17 protein-coding genes and 2 tRNA genes are annotated in these 23391 nt (G+C 69.5%); 17 read left to right on the forward strand and 2 right to left on the reverse strand.

Annotated elements, in window-relative coordinates; all coding sequences use genetic code 11:
- Positions 1–5 precede the first annotated feature (5 nt).
- A tRNA-Gly gene (locus KUM40_RS32935) sits at positions 6–79 on the reverse strand.
- A 163-nt stretch (positions 80–242) separates the two neighbouring features.
- Between KUM40_RS32935 and KUM40_RS32940 the strand changes: the two genes are divergently transcribed.
- The 5 genes from KUM40_RS32940 to clpX all read left to right on the forward strand — a co-directional run bounded on the left by KUM40_RS32940 (position 243) and on the right by clpX (position 5147).
- Positions 243–319 (forward strand) — tRNA-Pro (locus tag KUM40_RS32940).
- Between the two features lie 248 nt (positions 320–567).
- Complete coding sequence (tig, locus tag KUM40_RS32945; RefSeq protein ID WP_217169953.1) at positions 568–2001, forward strand: trigger factor; 1434 nt, start codon at positions 568–570, stop codon at positions 1999–2001.
- Between the two features lie 297 nt (positions 2002–2298).
- Positions 2299–2904 carry an ATP-dependent Clp protease proteolytic subunit gene (locus KUM40_RS32950; RefSeq protein WP_217170069.1) on the forward strand — a complete coding sequence of 202 codons (606 nt, stop codon included), beginning with the start codon at positions 2299–2301 and terminating at the stop codon, positions 2902–2904.
- 84 nt (positions 2905–2988) lie between these two features.
- Positions 2989–3669, forward strand: a complete 681-nt coding sequence (locus KUM40_RS32955; RefSeq protein WP_308401287.1) for an ATP-dependent Clp protease proteolytic subunit — start codon at positions 2989–2991, stop codon at positions 3667–3669.
- A 191-nt stretch (positions 3670–3860) separates the two neighbouring features.
- Positions 3861–5147: an ATP-dependent Clp protease ATP-binding subunit ClpX gene (gene clpX, locus KUM40_RS32960; RefSeq protein ID WP_217169954.1), complete on the forward strand. Its 1287-nt coding sequence runs from the start codon at positions 3861–3863 to the stop codon at positions 5145–5147.
- 97 nt (positions 5148–5244) lie between these two features.
- Here the strand turns inward: clpX and KUM40_RS32965 are convergent, their stop codons facing one another.
- Positions 5245–6270 (reverse strand): hypothetical protein, encoded by a 1026-nt coding sequence (locus KUM40_RS32965; protein WP_217169955.1) that lies wholly within the window; start codon positions 6268–6270, stop codon positions 5245–5247.
- A gap of 137 nt (positions 6271–6407) precedes the next feature.
- Between KUM40_RS32965 and KUM40_RS32970 the strand changes: the two genes are divergently transcribed.
- The 12 genes from KUM40_RS32970 (at position 6408) to KUM40_RS33025 (ending at position 23219) form a co-directional block, all read left to right on the forward strand.
- Positions 6408–9059, forward strand: coding sequence for a valine--tRNA ligase (locus tag KUM40_RS32970; RefSeq protein ID WP_217169956.1), 2652 nt, complete (start codon positions 6408–6410; stop codon positions 9057–9059).
- Positions 9060–9713: 654 nt separating this feature from the next.
- Positions 9714–11219 (forward strand): folylpolyglutamate synthase/dihydrofolate synthase family protein, encoded by a 1506-nt coding sequence (locus tag KUM40_RS32975; protein WP_217169957.1) that lies wholly within the window; start codon positions 9714–9716, stop codon positions 11217–11219.
- A gap of 6 nt (positions 11220–11225) precedes the next feature.
- Entirely contained in the window at positions 11226–11582 is a 357-nt protein-coding gene (locus KUM40_RS32980; protein WP_217169958.1) for a DUF4233 domain-containing protein, read from the forward strand.
- Positions 11583–11742: 160 nt separating this feature from the next.
- Positions 11743–12156 carry a nucleoside-diphosphate kinase gene (gene ndk, locus KUM40_RS32985; RefSeq protein ID WP_217169959.1) on the forward strand — a complete coding sequence of 138 codons (414 nt, stop codon included), beginning with the start codon at positions 11743–11745 and terminating at the stop codon, positions 12154–12156.
- Between the two features lie 318 nt (positions 12157–12474).
- Positions 12475–13494: a rod shape-determining protein gene (locus KUM40_RS32990; protein WP_115742108.1), complete on the forward strand. Its 1020-nt coding sequence runs from the start codon at positions 12475–12477 to the stop codon at positions 13492–13494.
- A 199-nt stretch (positions 13495–13693) separates the two neighbouring features.
- Positions 13694–14737: a rod shape-determining protein MreC gene (mreC, locus tag KUM40_RS32995; protein WP_217169960.1), complete on the forward strand. Its 1044-nt coding sequence runs from the start codon at positions 13694–13696 to the stop codon at positions 14735–14737.
- Between the two features lie 13 nt (positions 14738–14750).
- Positions 14751–15422 carry a rod shape-determining protein MreD gene (gene mreD / locus KUM40_RS33000; protein WP_217169961.1) on the forward strand — a complete coding sequence of 224 codons (672 nt, stop codon included), beginning with the start codon at positions 14751–14753 and terminating at the stop codon, positions 15420–15422.
- 160 nt (positions 15423–15582) lie between these two features.
- The gene (gene mrdA / locus KUM40_RS33005; RefSeq protein ID WP_217169962.1) at positions 15583–17904 is read left to right on the forward strand and encodes a penicillin-binding protein 2; all 2322 of its coding nucleotides are present in this window, start codon (positions 15583–15585) and stop codon (positions 17902–17904) included.
- On the forward strand, positions 17901–19100 hold the full coding sequence (gene rodA, locus KUM40_RS33010) for a rod shape-determining protein RodA (RefSeq protein ID WP_217169963.1): 1200 nt from the start codon (positions 17901–17903) through the stop codon (positions 19098–19100). The genes mrdA and rodA overlap by 4 nt, the downstream gene beginning before the upstream one ends.
- A gap of 89 nt (positions 19101–19189) precedes the next feature.
- Positions 19190–21136, forward strand: a complete 1947-nt coding sequence (locus KUM40_RS33015) for a TIGR03960 family B12-binding radical SAM protein (protein ID WP_217169964.1) — start codon at positions 19190–19192, stop codon at positions 21134–21136.
- 58 nt (positions 21137–21194) lie between these two features.
- Entirely contained in the window at positions 21195–22301 is a 1107-nt protein-coding gene (locus tag KUM40_RS33020) for a hypothetical protein (protein ID WP_217169965.1), read from the forward strand.
- 141 nt (positions 22302–22442) lie between these two features.
- Positions 22443–23219, forward strand: coding sequence for a TIGR03936 family radical SAM-associated protein (locus KUM40_RS33025; RefSeq protein ID WP_217169966.1), 777 nt, complete (start codon positions 22443–22445; stop codon positions 23217–23219).
- The last annotated feature ends 172 nt before the right edge of the window (positions 23220–23391 follow it).

Below are 23391 nucleotides of genomic sequence, written 5' to 3' on the forward strand. Positions count from 1 at the left end.
TCATTTGGAGCGGGCGACGGGAATCGAACCCGCGTAGCCAGTTTGGAAGACTGGGGCTCTACCATTGAGCTACGCCCGCACAGCGCGCGCCGCAGGTCGCTGACCGCGGCACTGGAGGCATCTTAGCGGGTGGTCGCCCCGCACCGCACACCCCTTCCGGTCCGCGCCGGACCTTCACCGGCGCTCGGGAAACTCTGCGGTCCCCGGCGCCTGGCGGCATGTACCCTACGTGTCGCACCAGACGGGGTGTGGCGCAGCTTGGTAGCGCGTCCGCTTTGGGAGCGGAAGGCCGTGGGTTCAAATCCCGCCACCCCGACCATCACCGACCATCACGCAGGCCACCACTGATCGTCACCGGTCGGCGCCGGTCGTCGTCGGTCCTCGCCGGTCGATCTCCTCGGACGGGCACGAGCGATCGCCTTTTGGGCCGTGTAGTCGCTGCCGTTACTATGCAAGCTGCACGCCCGTGTGTCTCAGCGTATGAAGTCTCCGGGCGGCGAAAGCCGCAGGACATCCGTTCTGGATCCGGCGGAACCCAAAGAAGTCAGCCACCAAGGAGACCGAACCGTGAAGAGCGCCGTGGAGACCCTGAACCCGACCCGGGTTCGGCTCACTGTCGAGGTGCCCTTCGAGGAGCTCAAGGACAGCCTCGACGCGGCGTACAAGAAGATCAACCAGCAGGTCACGGTGAAGGGCTTCCGCAAGGGCAAGATCCCGGCCCGAGTCATCGACCAGCGGTTCGGCCGCGGTGCGGTTCTGGAGGAGGCGGTCAACGACGCGCTTCCCAAGTTCTACACCGACGCGGTCAACGAGGCCGAGCTGAACCCGCTCGGCCAGCCCGAGGTCGACATCACGGAGCTGAAGGACGGCGAGACGCTGAACTTCACCGCCGAGGTCGACATCCGCCCGACCATCGAGATCCCGGACTACTCCGGCATCGAGATCGAGGTCGACGCCGTCGAGATCAGCGACGAGGACGTCGAGAAGTCGGTGGAGGAGCTGCGCGAGCGCTTCGCCTCGACCTCCCCGGTCGAGCGTGCCGCCGAGGACGGCGACGTCGTCACCCTCGACCTGAAGGCCAAGGTCGACGGCGAGGTCCTCGAGGACGGCGTCGCCGACGGCGTGTCCTACACCATCGGCTCCGGCGAGCTGCTGGACGGCATCGACGAGGCCGTGAAGGGCCTGGAGGCCGGTGGCGAGGCCACCTTCGCCTCCGAGCTCAAGGGCGGCTCGGCGGCCGGCAAGGAGGCCGAGGTGACCGTCAAGGTCAGCCAGGTCGCCGCGCGCGAGCTGCCCGAGCTGGACGACGACTTCGCGCAGCTCGCGTCGGAGTTCGACACCCTGGAGGAGCTCCAGGCCGACAGCCGTAAGCGCCTCGCCAACATGAAGCAGTACGACCAGGCCACGCAGGCCCAGGAGCGCGTCCTGGACAAGCTGCTCGAGCTGGTCGAGGTCCCGGTCCCCGAGAAGCTCCTCGAGGACGAGGTCAACACCCGTAAGCACAACCTCGAGCACCACCAGCTCGGCCAGATGGGTCTCGACCTGGAGAAGTACCTCGAGCTCCAGGGCAAGACCGCCGAGGAGTTCGAGACCGAGACCCGCGAGGCCGCGGTCAAGGGCATCAAGACCCAGTTCGTCCTCGACGAGCTGGTCAAGCAGGAGAAGCTCAACGTCAGCCAGGAAGAGCTGACCGAGCACCTCATGCGCCGCGCCTCCTCGTCCAACATGTCCCCCGACCAGTTCGCCCAGGCCGTCGTCGAGCAGGGCCAGGTCCCGCTCCTCGTCGGCGAGGTCGCCCGCGGCAAGGCCCTGGCCGCCGTGGTCGAGAAGGCCACGGTCAAGGACACCAACGGCGAGGTCGTCGACCTGGACGACGAGGAGGACGAGGAGACGGAGGCCACCGAGGCCGCCGCCGAGTCCACCGAGTCCGACGCCGACAAGGCCGCCGACAAGGCTGAGAAGAAGGCCGAGGAGAAGGCGGAGGAGAAGACCGAGGGCTGACCCTCGCGTCACCTCTGACGGGCGTACGACGGGCCCCGGACATCCATGCCGGGGCCCGTCCGCCGTACGACAGGAAAGCATCCCCCCGGATGGCGCGCCGCCCCGCCGCTCACCCAGCGGAGCGACATGCGCTCACAGCGAACACCCGCAGAACCGGGATGGCACCGCAGGGTCACCGCGTTAGGGTCCATGAATACGAGGGCAGGGGAGTCCCCGAAAGCGGCTCCAGCCCCGCAGGGAAACGTGAGACGGCCCGGCGCCGTCGTAAGACGAGCAGGTGGATACGTGACGAATCTGATGCCCTCAGCCGCCGGCGAGCCCTCCATCGGTGGTGGCCTCGGCGACCAGGTCTACAACCGGCTGCTCGGCGAGCGGATCATCTTCCTCGGCCAGCCGGTCGACGACGACATCGCCAACAAGATCACCGCACAGTTGCTGCTCCTTGCCTCCGATCCGGAGAAGGACATCTACCTGTACATCAACAGCCCCGGCGGCTCGATCACGGCCGGCATGGCGATCTACGACACCATGCAGTACATCAAGAACGACGTGGTGACCATCGCCATGGGCCTGGCGGCCTCCATGGGCCAGTTCCTGCTCAGCGCGGGCACCCCCGGCAAGCGCTTCGCGCTGCCGAACGCCGAGATCCTGATCCACCAGCCCTCGGCCGGCCTGGCCGGTTCCGCCTCGGACATCAAGATCCACGCCGAGCGGCTGCTGCACACCAAGAAGCGCATGGCCGAGCTGACCTCCCAGCACACCGGCCAGACGATGGAGCAGATCACCCGCGACTCGGACCGCGACCGCTGGTTCGACGCCTTCGAGGCCAAGGAGTACGGCCTCATCGACGACGTGATGACGACGGCCGCCGGCATGCCGGGCGGCGGCGGCACCGGGGCCTGAGCCGGCCCCCTGCGGGCCCCGACGGGGTCCGCAGCGGCGCCCAGCCAGCCCCGAGACCGCCTCAGCCCCCTTCCAGGAGACACTGTGAACGACTTCCCCGGCAGCGGCCTGTACGACCGCTCTCGCGCCGAGTACACCGGCTCCCCCGCCGAGTCCCGCTACGTGATCCCGCGCTTCGTCGAGCGCACCTCGCAGGGCGTGCGTGAGTACGACCCGTACGCGAAGCTCTTCGAGGAGCGCGTGATCTTCCTGGGCGTCCAGATCGACGACGCCTCCGCCAACGACGTCATGGCGCAGTTGCTGTGCCTGGAGTCGATGGACCCCGACCGGGACATCTCGGTCTACATCAACAGCCCCGGCGGCTCCTTCACGGCGCTCACGGCCATCTACGACACGATGCAGTACGTGAAGCCGGACATCCAGACGGTCTGCATGGGCCAGGCGGCCTCCGCCGCGGCCGTCCTGCTGGCCGCCGGTACGCCGGGCAAGCGCATGGCGCTGCCGAACGCCCGCGTGCTGATCCACCAGCCGTACAGTGAGACGGGCCGCGGCCAGGTCTCCGACCTGGAGATCGCCGCCAACGAAATCCTCCGGATGCGCTCGCAACTGGAGGAGATGCTGGCCAAGCACTCCACCACGCCGGTCGAGAAGATCCGCGAGGACATCGAGCGCGACAAGATCCTCACGGCCGAGGACGCGCTGAGCTACGGGCTGATCGACCAGATCATCACCACCCGGAAGATGGACAACTCCTCTCTCAGCTAGGCGGGAGGCTGTATCGTCTGCCGCTCCTTGGCACGGTTTGACGCGGTTCACGTCAAAGCGAACCGTGCCAAGGGGGGCCCGGACGAGGGGCCCGGCAAGGTACCGTCGGACATAAGGCAGCACCAGGAGTCCGCCCGCCGTTGACGTGACGTCGACGTCCGGGAGTCTCCCAGGCGAAGGGGAAGCACACCGTGGCACGCATCGGTGACGGCGGCGATCTGCTCAAGTGCTCGTTCTGCGGAAAGAGCCAGAAGCAGGTCAAGAAGCTCATCGCAGGGCCCGGTGTGTACATCTGCGACGAGTGCATCGACCTCTGCAACGAGATCATCGAGGAAGAGCTGGCCGAGACCAGCGAGGTGCGCTGGGAGGAGCTCCCCAAGCCCCGCGAGATCTACGAGTTCCTCGAGGGCTACGTGGTCGGCCAGGAGTCGGCCAAGAAGGCCCTCTCCGTCGCGGTCTACAACCACTACAAGCGAGTCCAGGCCGGCGAGAACGGCGGCGCCCAAGGCCGCGAGGACGCCATCGAGTTGGCGAAGTCCAACATCCTCCTGCTGGGCCCCACGGGCTCCGGCAAGACCCTCCTCGCCCAGACCCTGGCCCGCATGCTGAACGTCCCGTTCGCCATCGCCGACGCCACCGCGCTGACCGAGGCCGGGTACGTCGGCGAGGACGTCGAGAACATCCTGCTCAAGCTGATCCAGGCCGCGGACTACGACGTCAAGAAGGCCGAGACCGGGATCATCTACATCGACGAGATCGACAAGGTCGCGAGGAAGAGTGAAAACCCCTCCATCACCCGCGACGTGTCGGGCGAGGGCGTCCAGCAGGCCCTGCTGAAGATCCTCGAGGGCACCACGGCCTCGGTCCCGCCGCAGGGCGGCCGCAAGCACCCGCACCAGGAGTTCATCCAGATCGACACGACGAACGTCCTGTTCATCGTGGGCGGTGCGTTCTCGGGCCTGGAGAAGATCATCGAGGGCCGGGCCGGCGCCAAGGGCATCGGCTTCGGCGCGACGATCCGCTCCAAGCGGGAGATCGAGTCCAAGGACCAGTTCGAGCAGGTCATGCCCGAGGACCTGGTCAAGTTCGGCATGATCCCCGAGTTCATCGGCCGGCTGCCCGTCATCACCTCCGTCCACAACCTCGACCGCGAGGCGCTCCTCCAGATCCTGGTCGAGCCGCGCAACGCACTCGTCAAGCAGTACGAGCGCCTCTTCGAACTCGACGGCGTCGAGCTGGACTTCGAGCGCGAGGCCCTGGAAGCCATCGCCGACCAGGCCATCCTCCGCCAGACCGGCGCCCGCGGCCTGCGCGCCATCATGGAGGAAGTCCTCCAGGGCGTCATGTACGAGGTCCCCTCCCGCAAGGACGTCGCCCGCGTCGTCATCACCGCCGACGTGGTCCTCTCCAACGTCAACCCGACGCTGATCCCCCGGGATTCGCGAGGTCGCGGCCCGGGCGAGCAGAAGACGGCGTAACCGCCGTACAGACAGCCGTACAGACATGTGAATACGGACATGTGCAGGGCCCCGGTCGAGAGAGAGTCGACCGGGGCCCTGCACATGTCCGCCCGGCTCAGGCCTTGACGCGGATCTCCTTGCGGAGCTTGGTGGTGACGTCGACGGCGACGTCCTTCGTCACACCCTTGGTGGCGTCACCGGGGGAGACCAGCGCGATCGTGCTGTAGTCGGCCCAGGCACAGATCCAGTCGGTCTTCTTCTTTTTGGTGAGCTGGCTCTTGCCCTCGACGCCCTGGCACTTCATGACCGCGCCGTCGATGTCGACCGACTCGGGCTCGCCCAGGACCTTGCCGCCACCGCCGGACTCGGAGGAGGACGACGCGTTCTTCTCGGACTCCTTCTTGAACTCGGCGAAGAACTTGTCGAGTACGGCCTCCGGGTCGGAGATCTTCCCGTAGGCGCCGAGGTAGGTGATGCCCTTGGCCGTCGCCATCTCGCTCGCGTCGGGAGCGGTGCTCGGGTCCGAGGGGTCGTAACCGGTCAGGTCGGCCGTGGTGTAGAAGCCGGACACGCTGGTGCCGTCCTCGATGCCGCTCTTCTTCAGGTCCTCGACCGTGTCGCTGTCGGTCTCGGCGGCCTCGTCGCTGGCGCGCTTGTAGTCGGTGAGGACCGTCGCGGGCGTCGTCAGCTTGTGCGGACCGTCGTCCTCCAGGCCACCGGCGCTGTCACTGCCACTGCCGCCCAGCACGAAGTACGCGCCCACGCCGATCGCCGCCACGACCGCCACCGAGCCGATGATCAGACCGGTCTTCTTCTTGCCGCCGCCCGGCGCCGGGGGCTGCGGCATGCCGTACGGCGGCTGACCGGGAGGCTGCTGACCGTAAGGGGGCTGCTGGCCGTAGGGAGGCTGCTGGCCGTACGGGGGCTGCTGGCCGTACGGGGGAGTCTGCGGCGGGACGCCGCCCTGCTGGGGCTGCTGCGGGTAGCCGTAGCCCGGCTGCTGCGGGGGAGGCGTCTGCTGGGGGTAGCCATAGCCGGGCTGGGGGGCCTGCGGCGGCTGCTGGCCGTACGGTCCCGGCTGGCCGTACGGTCCGGGCTGCTGGGGCTGCCCGCCGTACGGGCCCGGCTGGTTGTGACTCATTCCTGGGTTCCCCTCCAGATGCTTACGTGGTTCTGACATCCTGACTCAGACCTGGCGTGCGCAGGTCACCGGGGGCCGCACCGTTACAGAAGAAACGTGTTTCGGGACAGGGCCGTGACGCCCGTAAACTGACCCCCGTGACCGAGAACTCTCAGCAGCCGCAGCCAGCGCCCACCACCGATCTGCCGACCCAGTACACGCCGGCCGACGTAGAGGGGAAGCTGTACGAGCGCTGGGTGGAACGGGGTTACTTCGAGGCCGACGCGAAGAGCGACAAGCCGCCGTACACCGTCGTCATCCCGCCGCCGAACGTCACGGGCAGCCTGCACCTCGGGCACGCCTTCGAGCACACGCTCATCGACGCCCTGACCCGCCGCAAGCGCATGCAGGGGTACGAGACGCTGTGGCAGCCCGGCATGGACCACGCCGGCATCGCCACGCAGAACGTCGTCGAGCGGGAGCTGGGCAAGGAGGGCAAGTCCCGGCACGACCTGGGCCGGGAGGCGTTCGTCGAGCGCGTCTGGCAGTGGAAGAGCGAGTCCGGCGGCCAGATCGGCGGGCAGATGCGCCGCCTCGGCGACGCCGTCGCCTGGTCGCGTGAGCGCTTCACCATGGACGAGGGCCTGTCCCAGGCCGTCCAGACCATCTTCAAGAAGCTCTACGACGACGAGCTGATCTACCGCGCCGAGCGCATCATCAACTGGTGCCCGCGCTGCCTGACCGCGATCTCCGACATCGAGGTCGAGTACCAGGACGACGACGGCGAGCTCGTCTCCATGAAGTACGGGGACGGGGACGACACCATCGTCGTCGCCACCACCCGCGCGGAGACGATGCTCGGCGACACCGCCGTCGCCGTCCACCCCGGGGACGAGCGCTACCAGCACCTCATCGGCAAGCTCATCAAGCTGCCGCTCACCGACCGCTCGATCCCCGTCGTCGCCGACGAGCACGTCGACCCCGAGTTCGGCACCGGCGCCGTCAAGGTGACGCCCGCCCACGACCCGAACGACTTCGAGATCGGCCGGCGCCACGACCTGCCCGCCGTCGCGGTCATGGACGAGCACGCCGTCATCACCGCCCACGGCCCGTTCCAGAGCTTGGACCGGCTCGAGGCCCGCTCCGCCATCGTCGCCGCGCTGCGCGCCGAGGGCCGGATCGTCGCCGAGAAGCGGCCCTACGTCCACTCCGTCGGCCACTGCTCGCGCTGCAAGACCACCGTCGAGCCGCGCCTGTCCATGCAGTGGTGGGTCAAGGTCGGCCCGCTGGCGAAGGCCGCCGGCGACGCCGTCCGCGACGGCAAGGTCAAGATCCACCCGCAGGAGATGGAGAAGCGGTACTTCGACTGGGTCGACAACCTCCACGACTGGTGCATCTCGCGCCAGCTCTGGTGGGGCCACCGCATCCCCGTCTGGTACGGCCCCGAGGGCGAGGTCGTCTGCGTCGGCCCCGATGAGGAGCCGCCCAGCGGCGAGGGCTGGTACCAGGACTCCGACGTCCTGGACACCTGGTTCTCCTCCGGCCTGTGGCCGTTCTCCACGCTCGGCTGGCCCGAGCAGACCGAGTCGCTCGCGAAGTTCTACCCGAACTCCGTCCTGGTCACCGGCTACGACATCCTCTTCTTCTGGGTCGCCCGGATGATGATGTTCGGCCTCTACGCGATGGACGGCACCCCGCCGTTCCACACCATCGTTCTGCACGGCATGGTCCGTGACGAGAACGGCAAGAAGATGTCCAAGACCTTCGGGAACGTCATCAACCCGCTGGACTGGATGGACAAGTACGGCTCGGACGCCCTGCGCTTCACCCTCGCGCGCGGCGCCAACCCGGGCGTCGACGTCCCGATCGGCGAGGACTGGGTCCAGGGCTCCCGCAACTTCGCCAACAAGATCTGGAACGCCACCCGCTTCGCGCTGATGAACGGCGCGACGGTCGAGGGCCCGCTGCCGGACGCGTCCGCCATGTCCTCGACGGACCGGTGGATCCTCTCCCGCCTCAACACGGTCGTCGCCGAGGTCGACGCGTACTACGAGGACTACCAGTTCGCGAAGCTGTCCGACGCCCTGTTCCACTTCGCCTGGGACGAGGTCTTCGACTGGTACGTCGAGCTGTCCAAGACCACCTTCCAGGCGGGCGGCGAGGCCGCCGAGGTCTCCAAGCGCGTCCTCGGCGAGGTCCTCGACGTCACGCTGCGACTGCTGCACCCGGTCGTCCCCTTCGTCACGGAGACCCTGTGGACCACCCTCACCGGTGGCGAGTCGGTCGTGATCGCCGAGTGGCCGTCCGCTGTGTCTGTTCCTGGGGCTGACGCCCCGGGGGGCTTCCGGGACGCGGACGCGGAGCGGGAGATCGGGACCGTCCAGTCGGTCATCACCGAGGTGCGGCGGTTCCGGGCCGACCAGGGGCTCCAGCCGGGGCAGCGGGTGCCGGCCCGGCTGACGCTTGAGGGCACGACGCTGGCCGCGCACGAGGCGGCGGTCCGCCAGTTGCTCCGCCTCCAGCCGGAGGGCGACGCCTTCACCGCGACGGCGACGCTGTCTGTCGCGGGCGTCGAGGTCGCCCTCGACCTCTCCGGGGTCATCGACTTCGCCGCCGAGCGCAAGCGGCTGGCGAAGGACCTCGCGGCGGCGGAGAAGGAGAAGGCCCAGGCCAACGCCAAGCTCGGCAACGAGGCGTTCCTGGCGAAGGCGCCGGACCACGTCGTGGACAAGATCCGGGGCCGCCTGGCCAAGGCGGACGAGGACATCACCCGCATCGCCGCCCAGATGGAGAAGCTGCCGGAGGCGTAGTCGCCGTGACGTGAACGAAGGGTTTCTCACAGTTGCCCGGTTGGCTTCGGGATCCTCGGTGAAGCTGTACCCAGAGTGGGCCGTAACCTTCCCTGTGGATCTTCGTTTTACCGGACGAACCCGCCGCGTGCTTGAAATGCGCGCGGTCCCCGTCGCCGACATCGCGGCTTTTGTCCGAGATGGCCGGCTCAGCGTCCGACGGGGCGGCAATCCCCGGGTGTGCGAGTCCGTAGGGGCCCGCACAAGCCAGATGCCGGCAACGCCGCAGCCGGCGGCGACGCATACGGGCTCTGCGACACGGGATCGGCCCGGACTCGTCCGCGCTCGTTATGGCTTCCACTCCTTGGAGCTACGCGATAACTCAGGATCCTTAAGAGCTCCAGAGACGCTCCCGGTGCCGTTGCAGGCACCGGGAGCTTTCACGTTCCCCAGGGGCGCGGGGCTGTATCGATGTGCGGCTCCGCCGGGTGGGCGCGACCAGCCACAACGACGCCGCACTCGCCCGCGAGACCCAAGGCCACCCCCTCCGTTGGTGCCCCGCAGGCAATCGCGCGGCCCGGCGCTGACGGGGTGCCGCTCGCTTTGGGACGGGTGCCGCCCCAGGCGGCACGACTGCCCGCGGTTACGGGGCACGGGGTACGTAGACTGGTCCCCGTGAGCGACGACCCCGGCCAGAACGACCAGCCCGACCCCTTCGACGAGATCATCGCGGCGGAGACCACCCGCGACCCCGACCTCGCCGTCATCGAGGCCGGCAGCCGCACCCTGCGCACCCAGGGCGGCCCCCCGCAGGCCGACATCCCCGGGCGCCCCGAGGATCCCGAGGTGGACGCGGCGCTGCGCCGTGTCGAGACGGAGCTGGCGTCCCGCTGGGGCGAGACCAAGCTGGAGCCGTCCGTCGCCCGGATCGCCGCGCTGATGGACGTGCTGGGCGAGCCGCAGCGCGCGTACCCCGCCATCCACATCACGGGGACCAACGGCAAGACCTCCACCGCCCGCATGATCGAGGCCCTGCTCGGCGCCTTCGAGCTGCGCACCGGGCGGTACACCTCGCCGCACGTGCAGTCGATCACCGAGCGCATCAGCCTCGACGGGGCGCCGATCTCCGCCGAGCGGTTCGTCGAGACGTACGACGACATCAAGCCGTACGTCGAGATGGTCGACGCCCGGCAGGAGTACCGGCTGTCCTTCTTCGAGGTGCTGACCGGCATGGCGTACGCGGCGTTCGCCGACGCGCCCGTCGACGTGGCCGTCGTCGAGGTCGGGATGGGCGGCTCCTGGGACGCGACCAACGTCATCGACGGGGACGTCGCCGTCGTCACCCCCATCGACCTGGACCACACCGACCGGCTCGGCGAGACGCCCGGCGAGATCGCGGTCGAGAAGTCCGGCATCGTCAAGCAGGACGCCACCGTGATCCTGGCCCAGCAGCCGGTGGACGCGGCGCAGGTCATGCTGAAGAAGGCCGTGGACGTGAACGCCACCGTGGCCCGCGAGGGACTGGAGTTCGGCGTCGTCGCCCGCGAGGTCGCCGTCGGCGGGCAACTGGCGACCCTGCGCGGACTCGGCGGCGAGTACACCGAGGTCTACCTGCCGCTGCACGGCGCCCACCAGGCGCACAACGCGGCGGTCGCGCTGGCCGCCGTCGAGGCGTTCTTCGGCGTCGGCGCGCAGCGCCCCGAGCCGCTGGACGTCGACACCGTCCGCAAGGCATTCGCCGCCGTCGCCTCACCGGGGCGGATGGAAGTGGTGCGGCGCTCCCCGACCGTGGTGCTGGACGCCGCGCACAACCCGGCGGGTGCCCGGGTCACCGCCGAGGCGGTCGGCGAGGCCTTCCAGTTCAGCCGGCTCATCGGGGTGGTCGGCGCCAGCGGCGACAAGAACGTACGGGGGCTGCTCGAGGCGTTCGAGCCGGTCTTCGCCGAGGTCGTCGTCACCCAGAACTCCAGCCACCGCGCGATGAACGCCGACGAACTGGCCGGTATCGCCGTCGAGGTGTTCGGCGAGGACCGCGTCCAGGTCGAGCCGCGGCTGCCGGACGCCCTGGAGGCGGCGATCACGCTGGCCGAGGAGGAGGGCGAGTTCGCCGGCGGCGGTGTGCTCGTCACCGGTTCCGTCATCACCGTCGGCGAGGCCCGACTGCTCCTGGGGAGGGGCTGAGAAACCGTGCGTACGCTCTGTGCTTCGACTCTGATCGGCGAGTTCTTCGTGATCGGCTTCGCCGGACTGGTCGCCATGAAGGACCCCGACCTGTCCGCGGGGACGGTGTGGGCGGTCAGCGGCATCGCCATGCTCATGTGCGTGCTGCTGTGCGGGATGATCACCCGGCCAGGCGGTATCGCCCTCGGCTGGGCGCTCCAGGTCGCGCTCGTCGCCTCCGGCTTCGTCGTGCCGACCATGTTCTTCCTGGGCGCGGTCTTCGCCGCCCTGTGGTGGGCCTCCGTGCACTACGGGCGGAAGATCGACGAGGCGAAGGCGAGGTTCGCGGCGCAGGCGGAGGCCTTGGCGGCCGACGCCGCCTGACGTGTCACGACGCACGCCGCTCGACGTGTCCGACCTACGCCGCTCGACGTGTCCGACGTCTGACGTTTCCGCGGGTCTGACGCTGCGTGACGGGCGCCGCGACACGCCCGGTAACCTCAGTCATCACCCGCACAACCGCACACCTCCAAGGGAGCCCCTCGTGACCCAGCGCAGCCTCGTCCTCCTCAAGCCCGACGCCGTCCGTCGTGGCCTGACCGGCGAGATCATCAGCCGTATCGAGCGCAAGGCCGGCTGGCAGATCACCGCGCTGGAACTGCGCACCCTGGACACGGAAACGCTGGAGCAGCACTACGGCGAGCACAAGGGCAAGCCCTTCTACGAGCCGCTCGTCGAGTTCATGGCGTCCGGTCCGGTCGTCGCCCTGGTCGTCGAGGGCGAGCGGGTCATCGAGGGCGTGCGCGCGCTGGCCGGTCCGACCGACCCGATCGCGGCCGCCCCCGGCTCCATCCGCGGGGACTTCGGTGTGATCGTCCGCGAGAACCTGATCCACGCCTCGGACTCCGAGGAGTCGGCCGAGCGCGAGCTGAAGCTCTTCTTCCCGGGCCGGGTCTGAGCCTTCCTCTGGGCACGTCGGAGAGTCTTTTTTCTGACACCACGTCAGTCGAATGGGGCGGGCGGAGCCGGGACGGTCGCGTAAAAGCGGCCGTCCTGTGGCATATGCGCGCCTGATCGGGGGAACGGATCCCACCGTTGGCCCGTCTCCACAAGCGAGACGGTGCGCCATCTGCTGACAATGGCGAAGACCCTCGCGCAGTGTTCGCGAAAGCGCGTCTACGATAGAAGCCTCCACGCGTCACTGCACCCACTTCGCCTACCTGAAAAGCCCTCAAAAGCTCCTGGGAAGGCCAGTCGAATCCTGATGGGGAACTCAATGTCGTTCATCGGCCGTGACATGGCTGTCGACCTCGGGACCGCCAACACGCTGGTGTACGTCAGGGGTCGCGGGATCGTACTCAACGAGCCGTCCGTCGTCGCGATCAACACCAACACCGGTGGCATCCTCGCGGTCGGCGCCGAAGCGAAGAAGATGATCGGGCGCACGCCAGGCAACATCGTTGCCGTGCGCCCGCTGAAGGACGGCGTGATCGCCGACTTCGAGATCACCGAGCGGATGCTGCGCTACTTCATCCTGAAGATCCACAAGCGCCGGTATCTGGCTCGTCCGCGGGTCGTCGTCTGTGTGCCCTCGGGCATCACGGGCGTCGAGCGCCGCGCCGTCATCGAGGCGTCGTCCCAGGCCGGCGCCCGACAGGTGCACATCATCGAGGAGCCCATGGCCGCGGCCATCGGCTCCGGCCTGCCGGTCCACGAGGCCACGGGCAACATGGTGGTGGACATCGGCGGCGGCACCACGGAGGTCGCGGTCATCTCGCTCGGCGGCATCGTCACCGCCCAGTCCATCCGCGTCGCGGGTGACGAGCTGGACAACGCGATCATCCAGCACGTGAAGAAGGAGTACAGCCTTCTGCTGGGTGAGCGCACGGCCGAACAGATCAAGATCACGGTCGGTTCGGCGTACGACCTCGACTCCGACGAGCACACCGAAATCCGCGGCCGGGACCTCGTCTCCGGGCTGCCCAAGACCGTCGTCATCTCCGCCGCCGAAGTGCGCAAGGCGATCGAGGAGCCGGTCAACGCGATCGTCGACGCCGTCAAGACGACCCTCGACAAGTGTCCGCCGGAGCTGTCCGGCGACATCATGGACCGGGGCATCGTCCTGACCGGTGGCGGCGCGCTGCTGCGCGGGCTCGACGAACGGCTGCGCCGGGAGACCGGAATGCCGATCCACATCGCCGAGGACCCGCTGGACAGCGTGGCGCTCGGCAGCGGAAAGTGCGTCGAGGAGTTCGAGGCTCTCCAGCAGGTGCTGGACGCCTCGCCCCGCAGATGACGTAACACTTCGGTTCCGCCGTACGAGACGATCTCCTCTCGTGCGGCGGATCGTTGATATAGAGGGTTCCAGTACCGGATGCGCGTGTAGTGCCCGATGCACCGCACGCACCCGACGTACCGAATCTGCTGAATTCCTGAACACCGCCACGTACATTCCGAGATTCCCGAATTCGACGAGGAAGGCACGGCCGCCGCACGTGAGGGACACGAAAGAGAGCCGGCTGCTCCTGGTGCTGCTGATCGCCATCGCGTTCGCACTGATCACGGTGGACATCCGCGGCGGGGAGGACTCACCGGTCGACGGTGCCCGGCAGGCCGCGGCCAACGTCTTCGGTCCGATCGAGAACGGCGTGTCGTCCGCGGTCGATCCGGTGGGCAACGCCGTCTCCGCGATCCGCGACTCGGGCGACCGGCACGACCGGCTCGCCGAACTGCAGACGCAGAACGCGGCCCTGAAGGCGAAGCTCGGCAGCGACGAGCGCGGCCGCAGCCGGCTCAAACAGTTCGACAAGATGCTCGGGCTGGCCGGCGCCGGCCAGTACGGCATCAAGGGCGCCCAGGTCATCGCCATAGGAGCAGCCCAGGGCTTCTCCTGGACCGTCACCATCGACATCGGCACCGACGACGGCGTCAAGCGCGACATGACCGTCCTCAACGGCGACGGCCTCGTGGGACGCGTGACCACCGTCGGCCCGAACAGCGCCACCGTGCTGCTCGCCAACGACCCGGACTTCACCGTCGGCACCAGGATGGAAGGCAGTGACGAACTCGGCTTCGCCGCCGGCCAGGGCGGCCGCCCCCTGCGGGTCGAGCTGCTCAACGGCAAGGCCGACGTCGAGAAGGGCGACCGCCTCGTCACCTTCGGCTCCCAGGCCGACAAGCCGTTCGTGCCGGGCGTGCCCGTCGGCACCGTCTCCCGCGTCGACCCCAACAGTGGCGACCTGACCCGCATCCTCGAGGTCACGCCGTTCGTCAGCTTCACCAAGCTCGACATCGTCGGCGTCGTCGTCCAGGCCCCGCAGAAGGACCCGCGCGACACGGTGCTCCCGGAGAAGGACAAGCCGAAGCCCACGCCCACCGTGACGGTCACCGTCACCCCGGGGGCCGACCCCGAGGGCCAGGCGCAGAACGACGAGGCCGGGCAGAACGACGCGACCGGCGAGAACGACGCGACCGGGCAGAACGACGCGACCGGCCAGAACGACCAGACAGAGCAGCAGAACGAGCAGCCCGAACCGTAGGAGCCTTCACCCCATGCGCGTCAACCGGATCCTGCTGTCCGTCGCCCTGGTCGTCGTCGCCCTGGTGCTCCAGGTGAGCGTCCTCGCCCGCCTCCACCTGCCCGGCGCCGTCCCCGACCTGCTGCTGCTCACCGTCCTCGGCCTCGCCCTGGTCTACGGCCACACGGGCGGGGCCCTCGTCGGCTTCGGCGCCGGACTCCTCGCCGACCTCGCCCCGCCCGCCGACCACGCCGCCGGCCGCTACGCCCTCGTGCTCTGCGTCATCGGCTACCTCGCCGGCCTCGCCAAGCCGGAGAACGGCCGCCTCCGCTCGGCCACCGGCCCCATGGTCGTGGTCGTCGCCGCAGCCGTCGGCACCACCCTGCTCTACGCCGGCGTCGGTGCCCTCGTCGGCGACACCGCCGCCCGCCATGTCGGCCTGCCCAACCTGCTGTTCACGGCCGCCCTGTACGACCTGCTGCTCGCGCCCTTCGTCGTCCCCGGCATCATGGCGCTCGCCCGGCGCGCCGAGAACGACCCGCTGGCCGACACCAACTCCGCCGCCCAGAGCCCCGACATCGCCTCCGGCCGGCTCTCCGGCGGCACCGGACTGCGTATCGGCAGACAGCGCGGCGGGCTGCGGGTGAAGACGGCCCGGGCCCGCGCGGCCAGGGCCGGACGCATCAAGGGGGTCAAGCGACTGTGACGACGCGGCAGCCCCCGGCGACAGCGCAGCACCCGACGACACCGCACCACACAGCGACAGCGCAGCACACAGCGACACCGCAGCACCCGGCGACACCGCAGCACCCGACGACACCGCACCACACCAGGAGTACGCACATCGTGAGGGGGAGGCAGTACCAGTGACCAATATCCCCGAGACCGGCAGCAGCACCCGTGTTCGGACCCGGCTCGTCGTCATCCAGATCCTCGTCCTCTCCCTGCTCGCCACCCTCGGCGGCCGGCTCTGGTACCTCCAGATCCGCCAGGGCGACGAGTACTCCGCGAAGGCCTCCGGCAACCACGTCCAGCAGGTCGTCCAGCCCGCCACCCGCGGCTCCATCCTGGACGCCCGCGGCGTGGCGCTCGCCGACAACGAGACCCGGCTCGTCGTCTCCGCCTCCCGCACCGACCTGCTGAAGATGAAGGACGACGGCAAGGCCGTCCTCACCAAGCTCGCCGGCGTCCTCGGCATGAAGCCCCAGGACGTCATCGACAAGGTCCGGCTGTGCGACGCCGAGACCCCGCAGCCCTGCTGGAACGGTTCGCCCTACCAGCCGATCCCCGTCACCGACGAGGCCACGGTCAAGCAGGCCCTGCAGATCCGCGAGCGCGCCGAGGACTTCCCCGGCATCACCGCCGAGCCCATGGCCGTACGCCGCTACGCCGCCCCCGGCGGGTCCAACACCGCCCAGGTCCTCGGCTACCTCTCGCCGGTCACCGACGAGGAACTGCAGAAGTCCCAGGACACCGACTCGCCGTACCTGCGCTCGGACCAGGTCGGCCGCTCCGGCATCGAGCGCCAGTACGACAAGGCCCTGCGCGGCAAGGCCGGCGTCACCCGCTACGAGGTCGACAACCTCGGCCGCGTCATCGGCGAGGCCGAGGCCGACCCGAGCGTGCCCGGCTCCAGCCTCGTCACCAGCATCGACGCCCGCGTCCAGCGGGTCGCCGAGTACGAGCTGAACGAGGCGATGAAGGTCGCCCGCAAGCAGATGGACCACAACACCAACCGGCTCTACGAGGCCGACGCCGGCGCCGTGGTCGTGATGGAGGCCAAGACCGGCCGCGTCGTCGCCATGGCCTCCAACCCCGACTACGACCCGAACGCCTGGGTCGGCGGCATCTCCGCCAAGGACTACAAGAAGCTCACCGGCAAGGAGTCCAACTACCCGCTGCTCAACCGCGCCACCCAGGGCCAGGCGGCCCCCGGCTCGATCTTCAAGGTGATCTCCTCGGCCGCCGCGGTCGAGGCCGGCTACGACTTCGACGGCAAGTACGACTGCTCCAGCTCCTACTCCGTCGGCGGCCAGGTCTTCAAGAACTACGAGTCCGCCAGCTACGGCCCCATCACCCTCGGCCGCGCCCTGGAACTCTCCTGCGACACCGTCTTCTACCGCCTGGCCCACCAGGAGTGGAAGAAGGACGGCGGCAACAAGCCCACGGACCCCAACGACTACTTCTACAAGGCCGCCCACCAGTTCGGCCTCGGCGCCAAGACCGGCATCGACCTCCCCAACGAGGTCACCGGCCGCGTCCCCGACCGCCAGTGGAAGCAGGACTACTGGGAGGCCAACAAGGACGCCTGGTGCAAGTCCGGCAAGAAGGACGGCTCCTACGTCGAGAAGATCGCGTACGAGAACTGCCACAGCGGCAACAAGATGCGCGCCGGTGACGCCATCAACTACTCCATCGGCCAGGGCGACACCCTCGTCACCCCCATCCAGATGGCCACCATCTACTCGGCCATCGCCAACGGCGGCACCCTCTACGACCCGAGCATCGGCAAGGCGATCGTCAGCCCCGACGGCAAGACGGTCAACGAGATCGAGCCCACGGCGCACGGCAAGCTGCCGATAAGCAAGACCACGCTCGCCAAGATGGACGAGGCCCTCGCCGGAGTCGCCAGCCGCGGCACCGCCGCCTGGCGGTTCGCGCAGGTCGGCTGGCCGCAGGACAAGATCCCGATGCACGCCAAGACCGGTACCGCCGAGGTCTACGGCAAGCAGACCACGTCCTGGTTCGCGACGTACACCAAGGACTACACGATCGTCATGACGATCTCCCAGGGCGGTACGGGCTCCGGCGCCTCCGGTCCCGCCGTCCGCAACATCTACGACGCTCTGTACGGCGTCTCGGACGACGGCGACATCGACCCGAAGAAGGCCCTGCTGCCCAAGCCCCAGGCCAAGCTCCCGAAGATCAAGACGGACGGGACCATCCTCTCCCCGAAGATGCCCAAGGACGTCGTCAAGGAGCTCCAGCCCGACGAGAAGGTCTCCCCGGACGAGGAGTACGCACCCGTCGAGGAAGGGGAGCAGCCGGCGACCACCCCCAACCAGAACGGGGCGAACCGCGACACCCGCCGCCGACGACGGCGCGGCGGCGCCGGGCGGGTCGGGCGCGCCGGACGGGCCGGACGCGCCGGACGCGGCAACGGAAGAAGCCGGAGGGCACGCGCATGACCGGAGCCAACGGCTTCCATGTCTCCGGATACGGACCCGACAAGGCCGGCTGGACCCGCCTCTTCGCCCGTGACTCCATGGCACGGCGCCTCGACTGGCCGATACTGCTGGCCGCCGTCGCGCTCTCCCTGATGGGCTCGCTGCTCGTCTACTCCGCGACCCGCAACCGCACCGAACTCAACCAGGGCGACCCCTACTACTTCCTCACCCGGCACCTCCTGAACACCGGCATCGGGATCTGCCTGATGGTCGCCACCGTCTGGCTCGGCCACCGCGCCCTGCGCACCGCCGTGCCGCTCCTGTACGGCTTCTCCGTGTTCCTGATCCTGCTGGTGCTCACCCCGCTCGGCTCGACCATCAACGGCGCCCACTCCTGGATCAAGCTCCCCGGCGGCTTCTCCCTCCAGCCCTCGGAGTTCGTGAAGATCACGATCATCCTGGGCATGGCGATGCTGCTGGCCGCACGCGTCGACGCCGGAGACCGGCCCCACCCCGACCACCGCACCGTGCTCCAGGCCCTGGGCCTGGCCACCGTGCCGATGCTCATCGTGATGCTGATGCCCGACCTCGGGTCGGTCATGGTCATGGTCATCATCGTGCTGGGCGTGCTGCTCGCCTCCGGCGCCAGCAACCGCTGGATCTTCGGACTGCTCGGCGCGGGCACCGCCGGGGCGCTCGCGGTGTGGAAGCTGGGCATCCTGGACGACTACCAGATCGCCCGCTTCGCCGCCTTCGCCAACCCGGCCCTCGACCCCGCGGGCGTCGGCTACAACACCAACCAGGCCCGCATCGCCATCGGCTCGGGCGGCCTGACCGGCTCCGGCCTCTTCCAGGGCTCGCAGACCACCGGCCGGTTCGTCCCCGAACAGCAGACCGACTTCGTCTTCACCGTCGCGGGCGAGGAACTCGGCTTCCTCGGCGCGGGCCTCATCATCGCCCTGCTCGGCGTGGTCCTCTGGCGCGCCTGCCGGATCGCCCGCGGGACCCCCGATCTGTACGGGACGGTCGTCGCCGCCGGGATCGTCGCGTGGTTCGCCTTCCAGACCTTCGAGAACGTCGGCATGACACTCGGCATCATGCCGGTCACCGGCCTGCCCCTGCCCTTCGTCTCCTACGGCGGCTCGTCGATGTTCGCCATCTGGATAGGGGTGGGCCTGCTCCAGTCGATCACGGTGCAGAGACCGATGTCGGCCTGAGCGCACCCCGCTCCACAGGCGGTAAGGGGGACCGTCCCCGCCGGGTTAGGCTGGATGGTCCCCCTTGCCAGCACACAAAGGTCCCCGAGATGCCTGCCGAAGCCGCCGAGCCTGTGGTGAAGTCCGTGTTTCCGCAGCTCGAAGCCCTGCTCCCGCATGTGCAGAAGCCGATCCAGTATGTCGGCGGAGAGCTCAACTCCACGGTCAAGGACTGGGAATCCTGCGACGTCCGCTGGGCCCTGATGTACCCCGACGCCTACGAGGTCGGCCTGCCCAACCAGGGCGTCATGATCCTCTACGAGGTACTCAACGAGCAGCAGGGTGTCCTCGCCGAGCGCACCTACAGCGTGTGGCCGGACCTCGAGGAGCTGATGCGGGAGCACTCCGTCCCCCAGTTCACGGTCGACGGCCACCGCCCGGTCGGCGCCTTCGACGTCTTCGGCCTCTCCTTCTCCACCGAGCTGGGCTACACCAACATGCTCACCGCCCTGGACCTGGCGGGCATCCCGCTTCAGGCGGCGGACCGCGGCATCGACGACCCGATCGTGCTGGCCGGCGGACACGCGGCCTTCAACCCCGAGCCGATCGCCGACTTCATCGACTGCGCCGTCATCGGCGACGGCGAACAGGCCGTCCTCGAGATCACCGCGATCATCCGCGCCTGGAAGGCCGAGGGCCGCCCCGGAGGCCGCGACGAACTCCTCCTGCGCCTGGCCAGGACCGGCGGCGTCTACGTCCCCGGCTTCTACGACGTCGAGTACCTCCCCGACGGCCGTATCGCCCGCGTCGTACCCAACCGTTCCGGCGTCCCGTGGCGCGTGTCCAAGCACACCGTCATGGACCTCGACGAGTGGCCCTACCCCAAGCAGCCCCTCGTCCCGCTCGCCGAGACCGTCCACGAGCGCATGTCGGTCGAGATCTTCCGCGGCTGCACCCGCGGCTGCCGCTTCTGCCAGGCCGGCATGATCACCCGCCCGGTGCGCGAGCGGTCCATCACCGGCATCGGCGAGATGGTCGACAAGGGCCTGAAGGCGACGGGCTTCGAGGAGGTCGGTCTCCTCTCCCTCTCCTCCGCCGACCACACGGAGATCGCCGACGTCGCCAAGGGCCTCGCCGACCGGTACGAGGAGGACAAGATCGGCCTGTCCCTCCCCTCCACCCGCGTCGACGCCTTCAACATCGACCTGGCCAACGAGCTGACCCGCAACGGCCGCCGCTCCGGCCTCACCTTCGCCCCCGAGGGCGGCTCCGAGCGCATCCGCAAGGTCATCAACAAGATGGTCTCGGAGGACGACCTCATCCGCACCGTCGCGACGGCCTACGGCAACGGCTGGCGCCAGGTGAAGCTGTACTTCATGTGCGGCCTGCCCACCGAGACGGACGACGACGTCCTCCAGATCGCCGACATGGCCACCCGGGTCATCGCCAAGGGCCGCGAGGTCTCCGGCTCCGGCGACATCCGCTGCACCGTCTCGATCGGCGGCTTCGTCCCCAAGCCCCACACCCCCTTCCAGTGGGCCCCGCAACTGTCGGCGGAGGAGACGGACGCCCGCCTCCAGAAGCTGCGCGACAAGATCCGCGGCGACAAGAAGTACGGCCGCTCCATCGGCTTCCGCTACCACGACGGCAAGCCCGGCATCGTCGAGGGCCTCCTCTCCCGCGGCGACCGCCGCCTCGGCGCCGTCATCCGCGCCGTCTACGAGGACGGCGGCCGCTTCGACGGCTGGCGCGAGTACTTCTCCTACGACCGCTGGATGGCCTGCGCCGACAAGGCCCTGGAGCCGACCGGCGTCGACGTCGCCTGGTACACCACCCGCGAGCGCGGCTACGAGGAGGTCCTGCCCTGGGACCACCTCGACTCCGGCCTCGACAAGGAGTGGCTCTGGGAGGACTGGCAGGACTCCCTCGACGAGACCGAGGTCGACGACTGCCGCTGGACCCCGTGCTTCGACTGCGGCGTCTGTCCCGCCATGGACACGACAATTCAAGTCGGTCCGACCGGCAAGAAACTGCTGCCGTTGTCCGTGGTGAAGTAGTACACGCACAGCGCGACGCCGCGGGATCCGAACCGGGTCCCGCGGCGTCTTCACGGTCATGGTGGATCTGGAGAAGGCGCCCGGGGCGGGGGCGGAGGGGGAGCCGCAGGGGGAGCCGGTGCGGCGGTCGGACGCCGGAGGGTGTCTCGCCGTGGCGATCCGGATGCCGGTGCGGATCGTCGTGCTGGTACTGGTCGTGCCGGTGCGCATGGTGTGGGACGTGCTGGTCGTCGCGGGGCGGTTCCTGCGGGACACGGTGCTGCGGCCCGTCGGGCGGGCGCTGGCGTGGCTCGCGCGGGCCGTCTTCGTGTGGCCGCTGGTCGGGGCATGGCGGTATGGCGTCGTGCCGCTGGCCAAAGGCGTGGCCCGGCTGGGGAACCTGCTGCTCGTGGTGCCCGCGGTGTGGGTGTACCGGTGGGTGCTGACGCCGGTCGGGCACGCGCTCGCCCGGTGCGGCCGGGGAGTGGGCGCCGTGATCGCCGCCGTCGGGCGCGGGCTGTACGCCGCTCTCGCGTGGCTCGCGCGGTACCTCGTCGCCGTACCCGCCGGATGGCTGTACGCCTGGGTGCTCACCCCGGCCGGGCACGCGCTCGCCTGGTGCGGCAGGGGGCTGCTGTGGTGCGGCAGGGGAGTGGCGCGGGGTGTGGGCCTGGCCGTCACCGGTGTCGGCGTGGTCCTGTACTGGATCGTCCGGGTGCTGCTGGTGCTGCCGGCCCTCGCACTGTGGCGGTGGGTGCTCGCCCCGGCCGGCCGGGCGCTCGCCGTCGTCGGGCGGGAGATCGGGGACGCCCTCGGGCACGCCTGGCGGATCGCCGGTCACCTCTCGCGCGCCGCCGGGCGGCTCCTCGGCACCCTCTTCCGGTGGATCGTCGCCGACCCGGCGCGATGGGTGTACCGGAGCATCCTGACGCCGGTGGGGCACGCCGTGCGGGACACCGTCGTACGGCCCCTCGCGCAGGCCGGGCGCAGCGCGGGGCGGGCGGCCCGGCAGGCGCTCGCCTCGGCCCGGCTGTCCGCACGGCAGGCCCGCGCCGACGTACGGCGCATGCTGTTCGGGGAGCCGGCCGGGCCGCGGCCGGTGGAGCGGCGGGAACCGTTGGGTGCGCAAACGCGTACTCTAGAAAAGAGGACCGGGCGCGAAACCTCCCCGCCGACGCGGGGATGATCCCTGCACCACCCTGGGAAGGCGTCAGCCGGAGTCACTGCTCCCCGCCACCGCGGGGATGCGTCCTGGTCCCGACCGCCGTACACAAGGAGAAGTCCCCTGGGCAAGCGACAGCCCGAAGGCCCGCCGCCCGTTCCCGCGGTGCAGCGCATCCGACTGCGCTACACCAAGCGCGGCCGCCTCCGGTTCACCAGCCACCGTGACTTCCAGCGCGCCTTCGAGCGTGCGCTGCGCCGCGCCGAGGTGCCGATGGCGTACTCGGCGGGGTTCACCCCGCACCCGAAGGTGTCGTACGCCAATGCCGCACCCACCGGCACGGGCAGTGAGGCGGAGTACCTGGAGATCGCGCTCACCGAAGCGCGCGACCCGGAGCAGCTCCGGCTGCTTCTCGACGAGTCGATGCCCGCCGGGCTCGACGTCGTCGATGCGGTCGAGACCCGGACGTCCGGGCTCGCCGACCGGCTGACGGCCTCCGTGTGGGAGCTGCGGCTGGCCGGTGTGGAGTCCGCGGAGGCCGAAGGCGCTGTCGCGGCCTTCAATGCGGCCCCCGCGGTCGAGGTCCAGCGCCGTACGAAGAACGGCGTGCGTACCTTCGACACCCGTTCCGCGGTCGTGCGTCTCGAGAGCGTCACCACGCACGGTTCACCGGCTGATAGGCCGACCGACCAGCCCTGTGCGATACTGCGGCTGGTTGTTCGGCACGTGACGCCTGCCGTACGACCCGACGACGTCCTGTCCGGTCTTCGCGCCGTGGCCGACCTGGCGCCGCCGGTCCCCGCAGCGGTGACCAGGCTGGCGCAGGGGCTGTTCGATGAAGAGACCGGTGCGGTGACCGACCCGCTCGCGCCCGACCGCGAGGCAGAAGCGCCCGAGCCGCAACCGGCCGCCGCTTCCGCCGCCGCGAAGGCGCCGGCGTAAGGAAGGTTCCGCGTAGGGACGGACGTCGTAGCGCCGCCCTCGAACTCGGGAGCCACCTGGGTCGGGCAGCGCACCGACCACAAGACTTTCGCCAGGCCGTGCCCGACAGGGGTACGGAACCGGTGAGACAAGACACGGAGAGCTTCCGAGCGGCGCCCGCGCCCCGGACGGC

The organism is Streptomyces sp. AC512_CC834, from assembly GCF_019049325.1.
Taxonomy (GTDB): domain Bacteria; phylum Actinomycetota; class Actinomycetes; order Streptomycetales; family Streptomycetaceae; genus Streptomyces.

Coding starts and splice junctions, on each gene's coding strand:
- KUM40_RS32965 (WP_217169955.1), bottom strand. CDS start 6,270: ATGAGTCACAACCAGCCGGGCCCGTACGGCGGGCAGCCCCAGCAGCCC.
- KUM40_RS33015 (WP_217169964.1), top strand. CDS start 19,190: ATGCCTGCCGAAGCCGCCGAGCCTGTGGTGAAGTCCGTGTTTCCGCAG.
- KUM40_RS32990 (WP_115742108.1), top strand. CDS start 12,475: ATGTCGTTCATCGGCCGTGACATGGCTGTCGACCTCGGGACCGCCAAC.
- mreD (WP_217169961.1), top strand. CDS start 14,751: ATGCGCGTCAACCGGATCCTGCTGTCCGTCGCCCTGGTCGTCGTCGCC.
- KUM40_RS32950 (WP_217170069.1), top strand. CDS start 2,299: ATGCCCTCAGCCGCCGGCGAGCCCTCCATCGGTGGTGGCCTCGGCGAC.
- rodA (WP_217169963.1), top strand. CDS start 17,901: ATGACCGGAGCCAACGGCTTCCATGTCTCCGGATACGGACCCGACAAG.
- KUM40_RS33020 (WP_217169965.1), top strand. CDS start 21,195: ATGGTGGATCTGGAGAAGGCGCCCGGGGCGGGGGCGGAGGGGGAGCCG.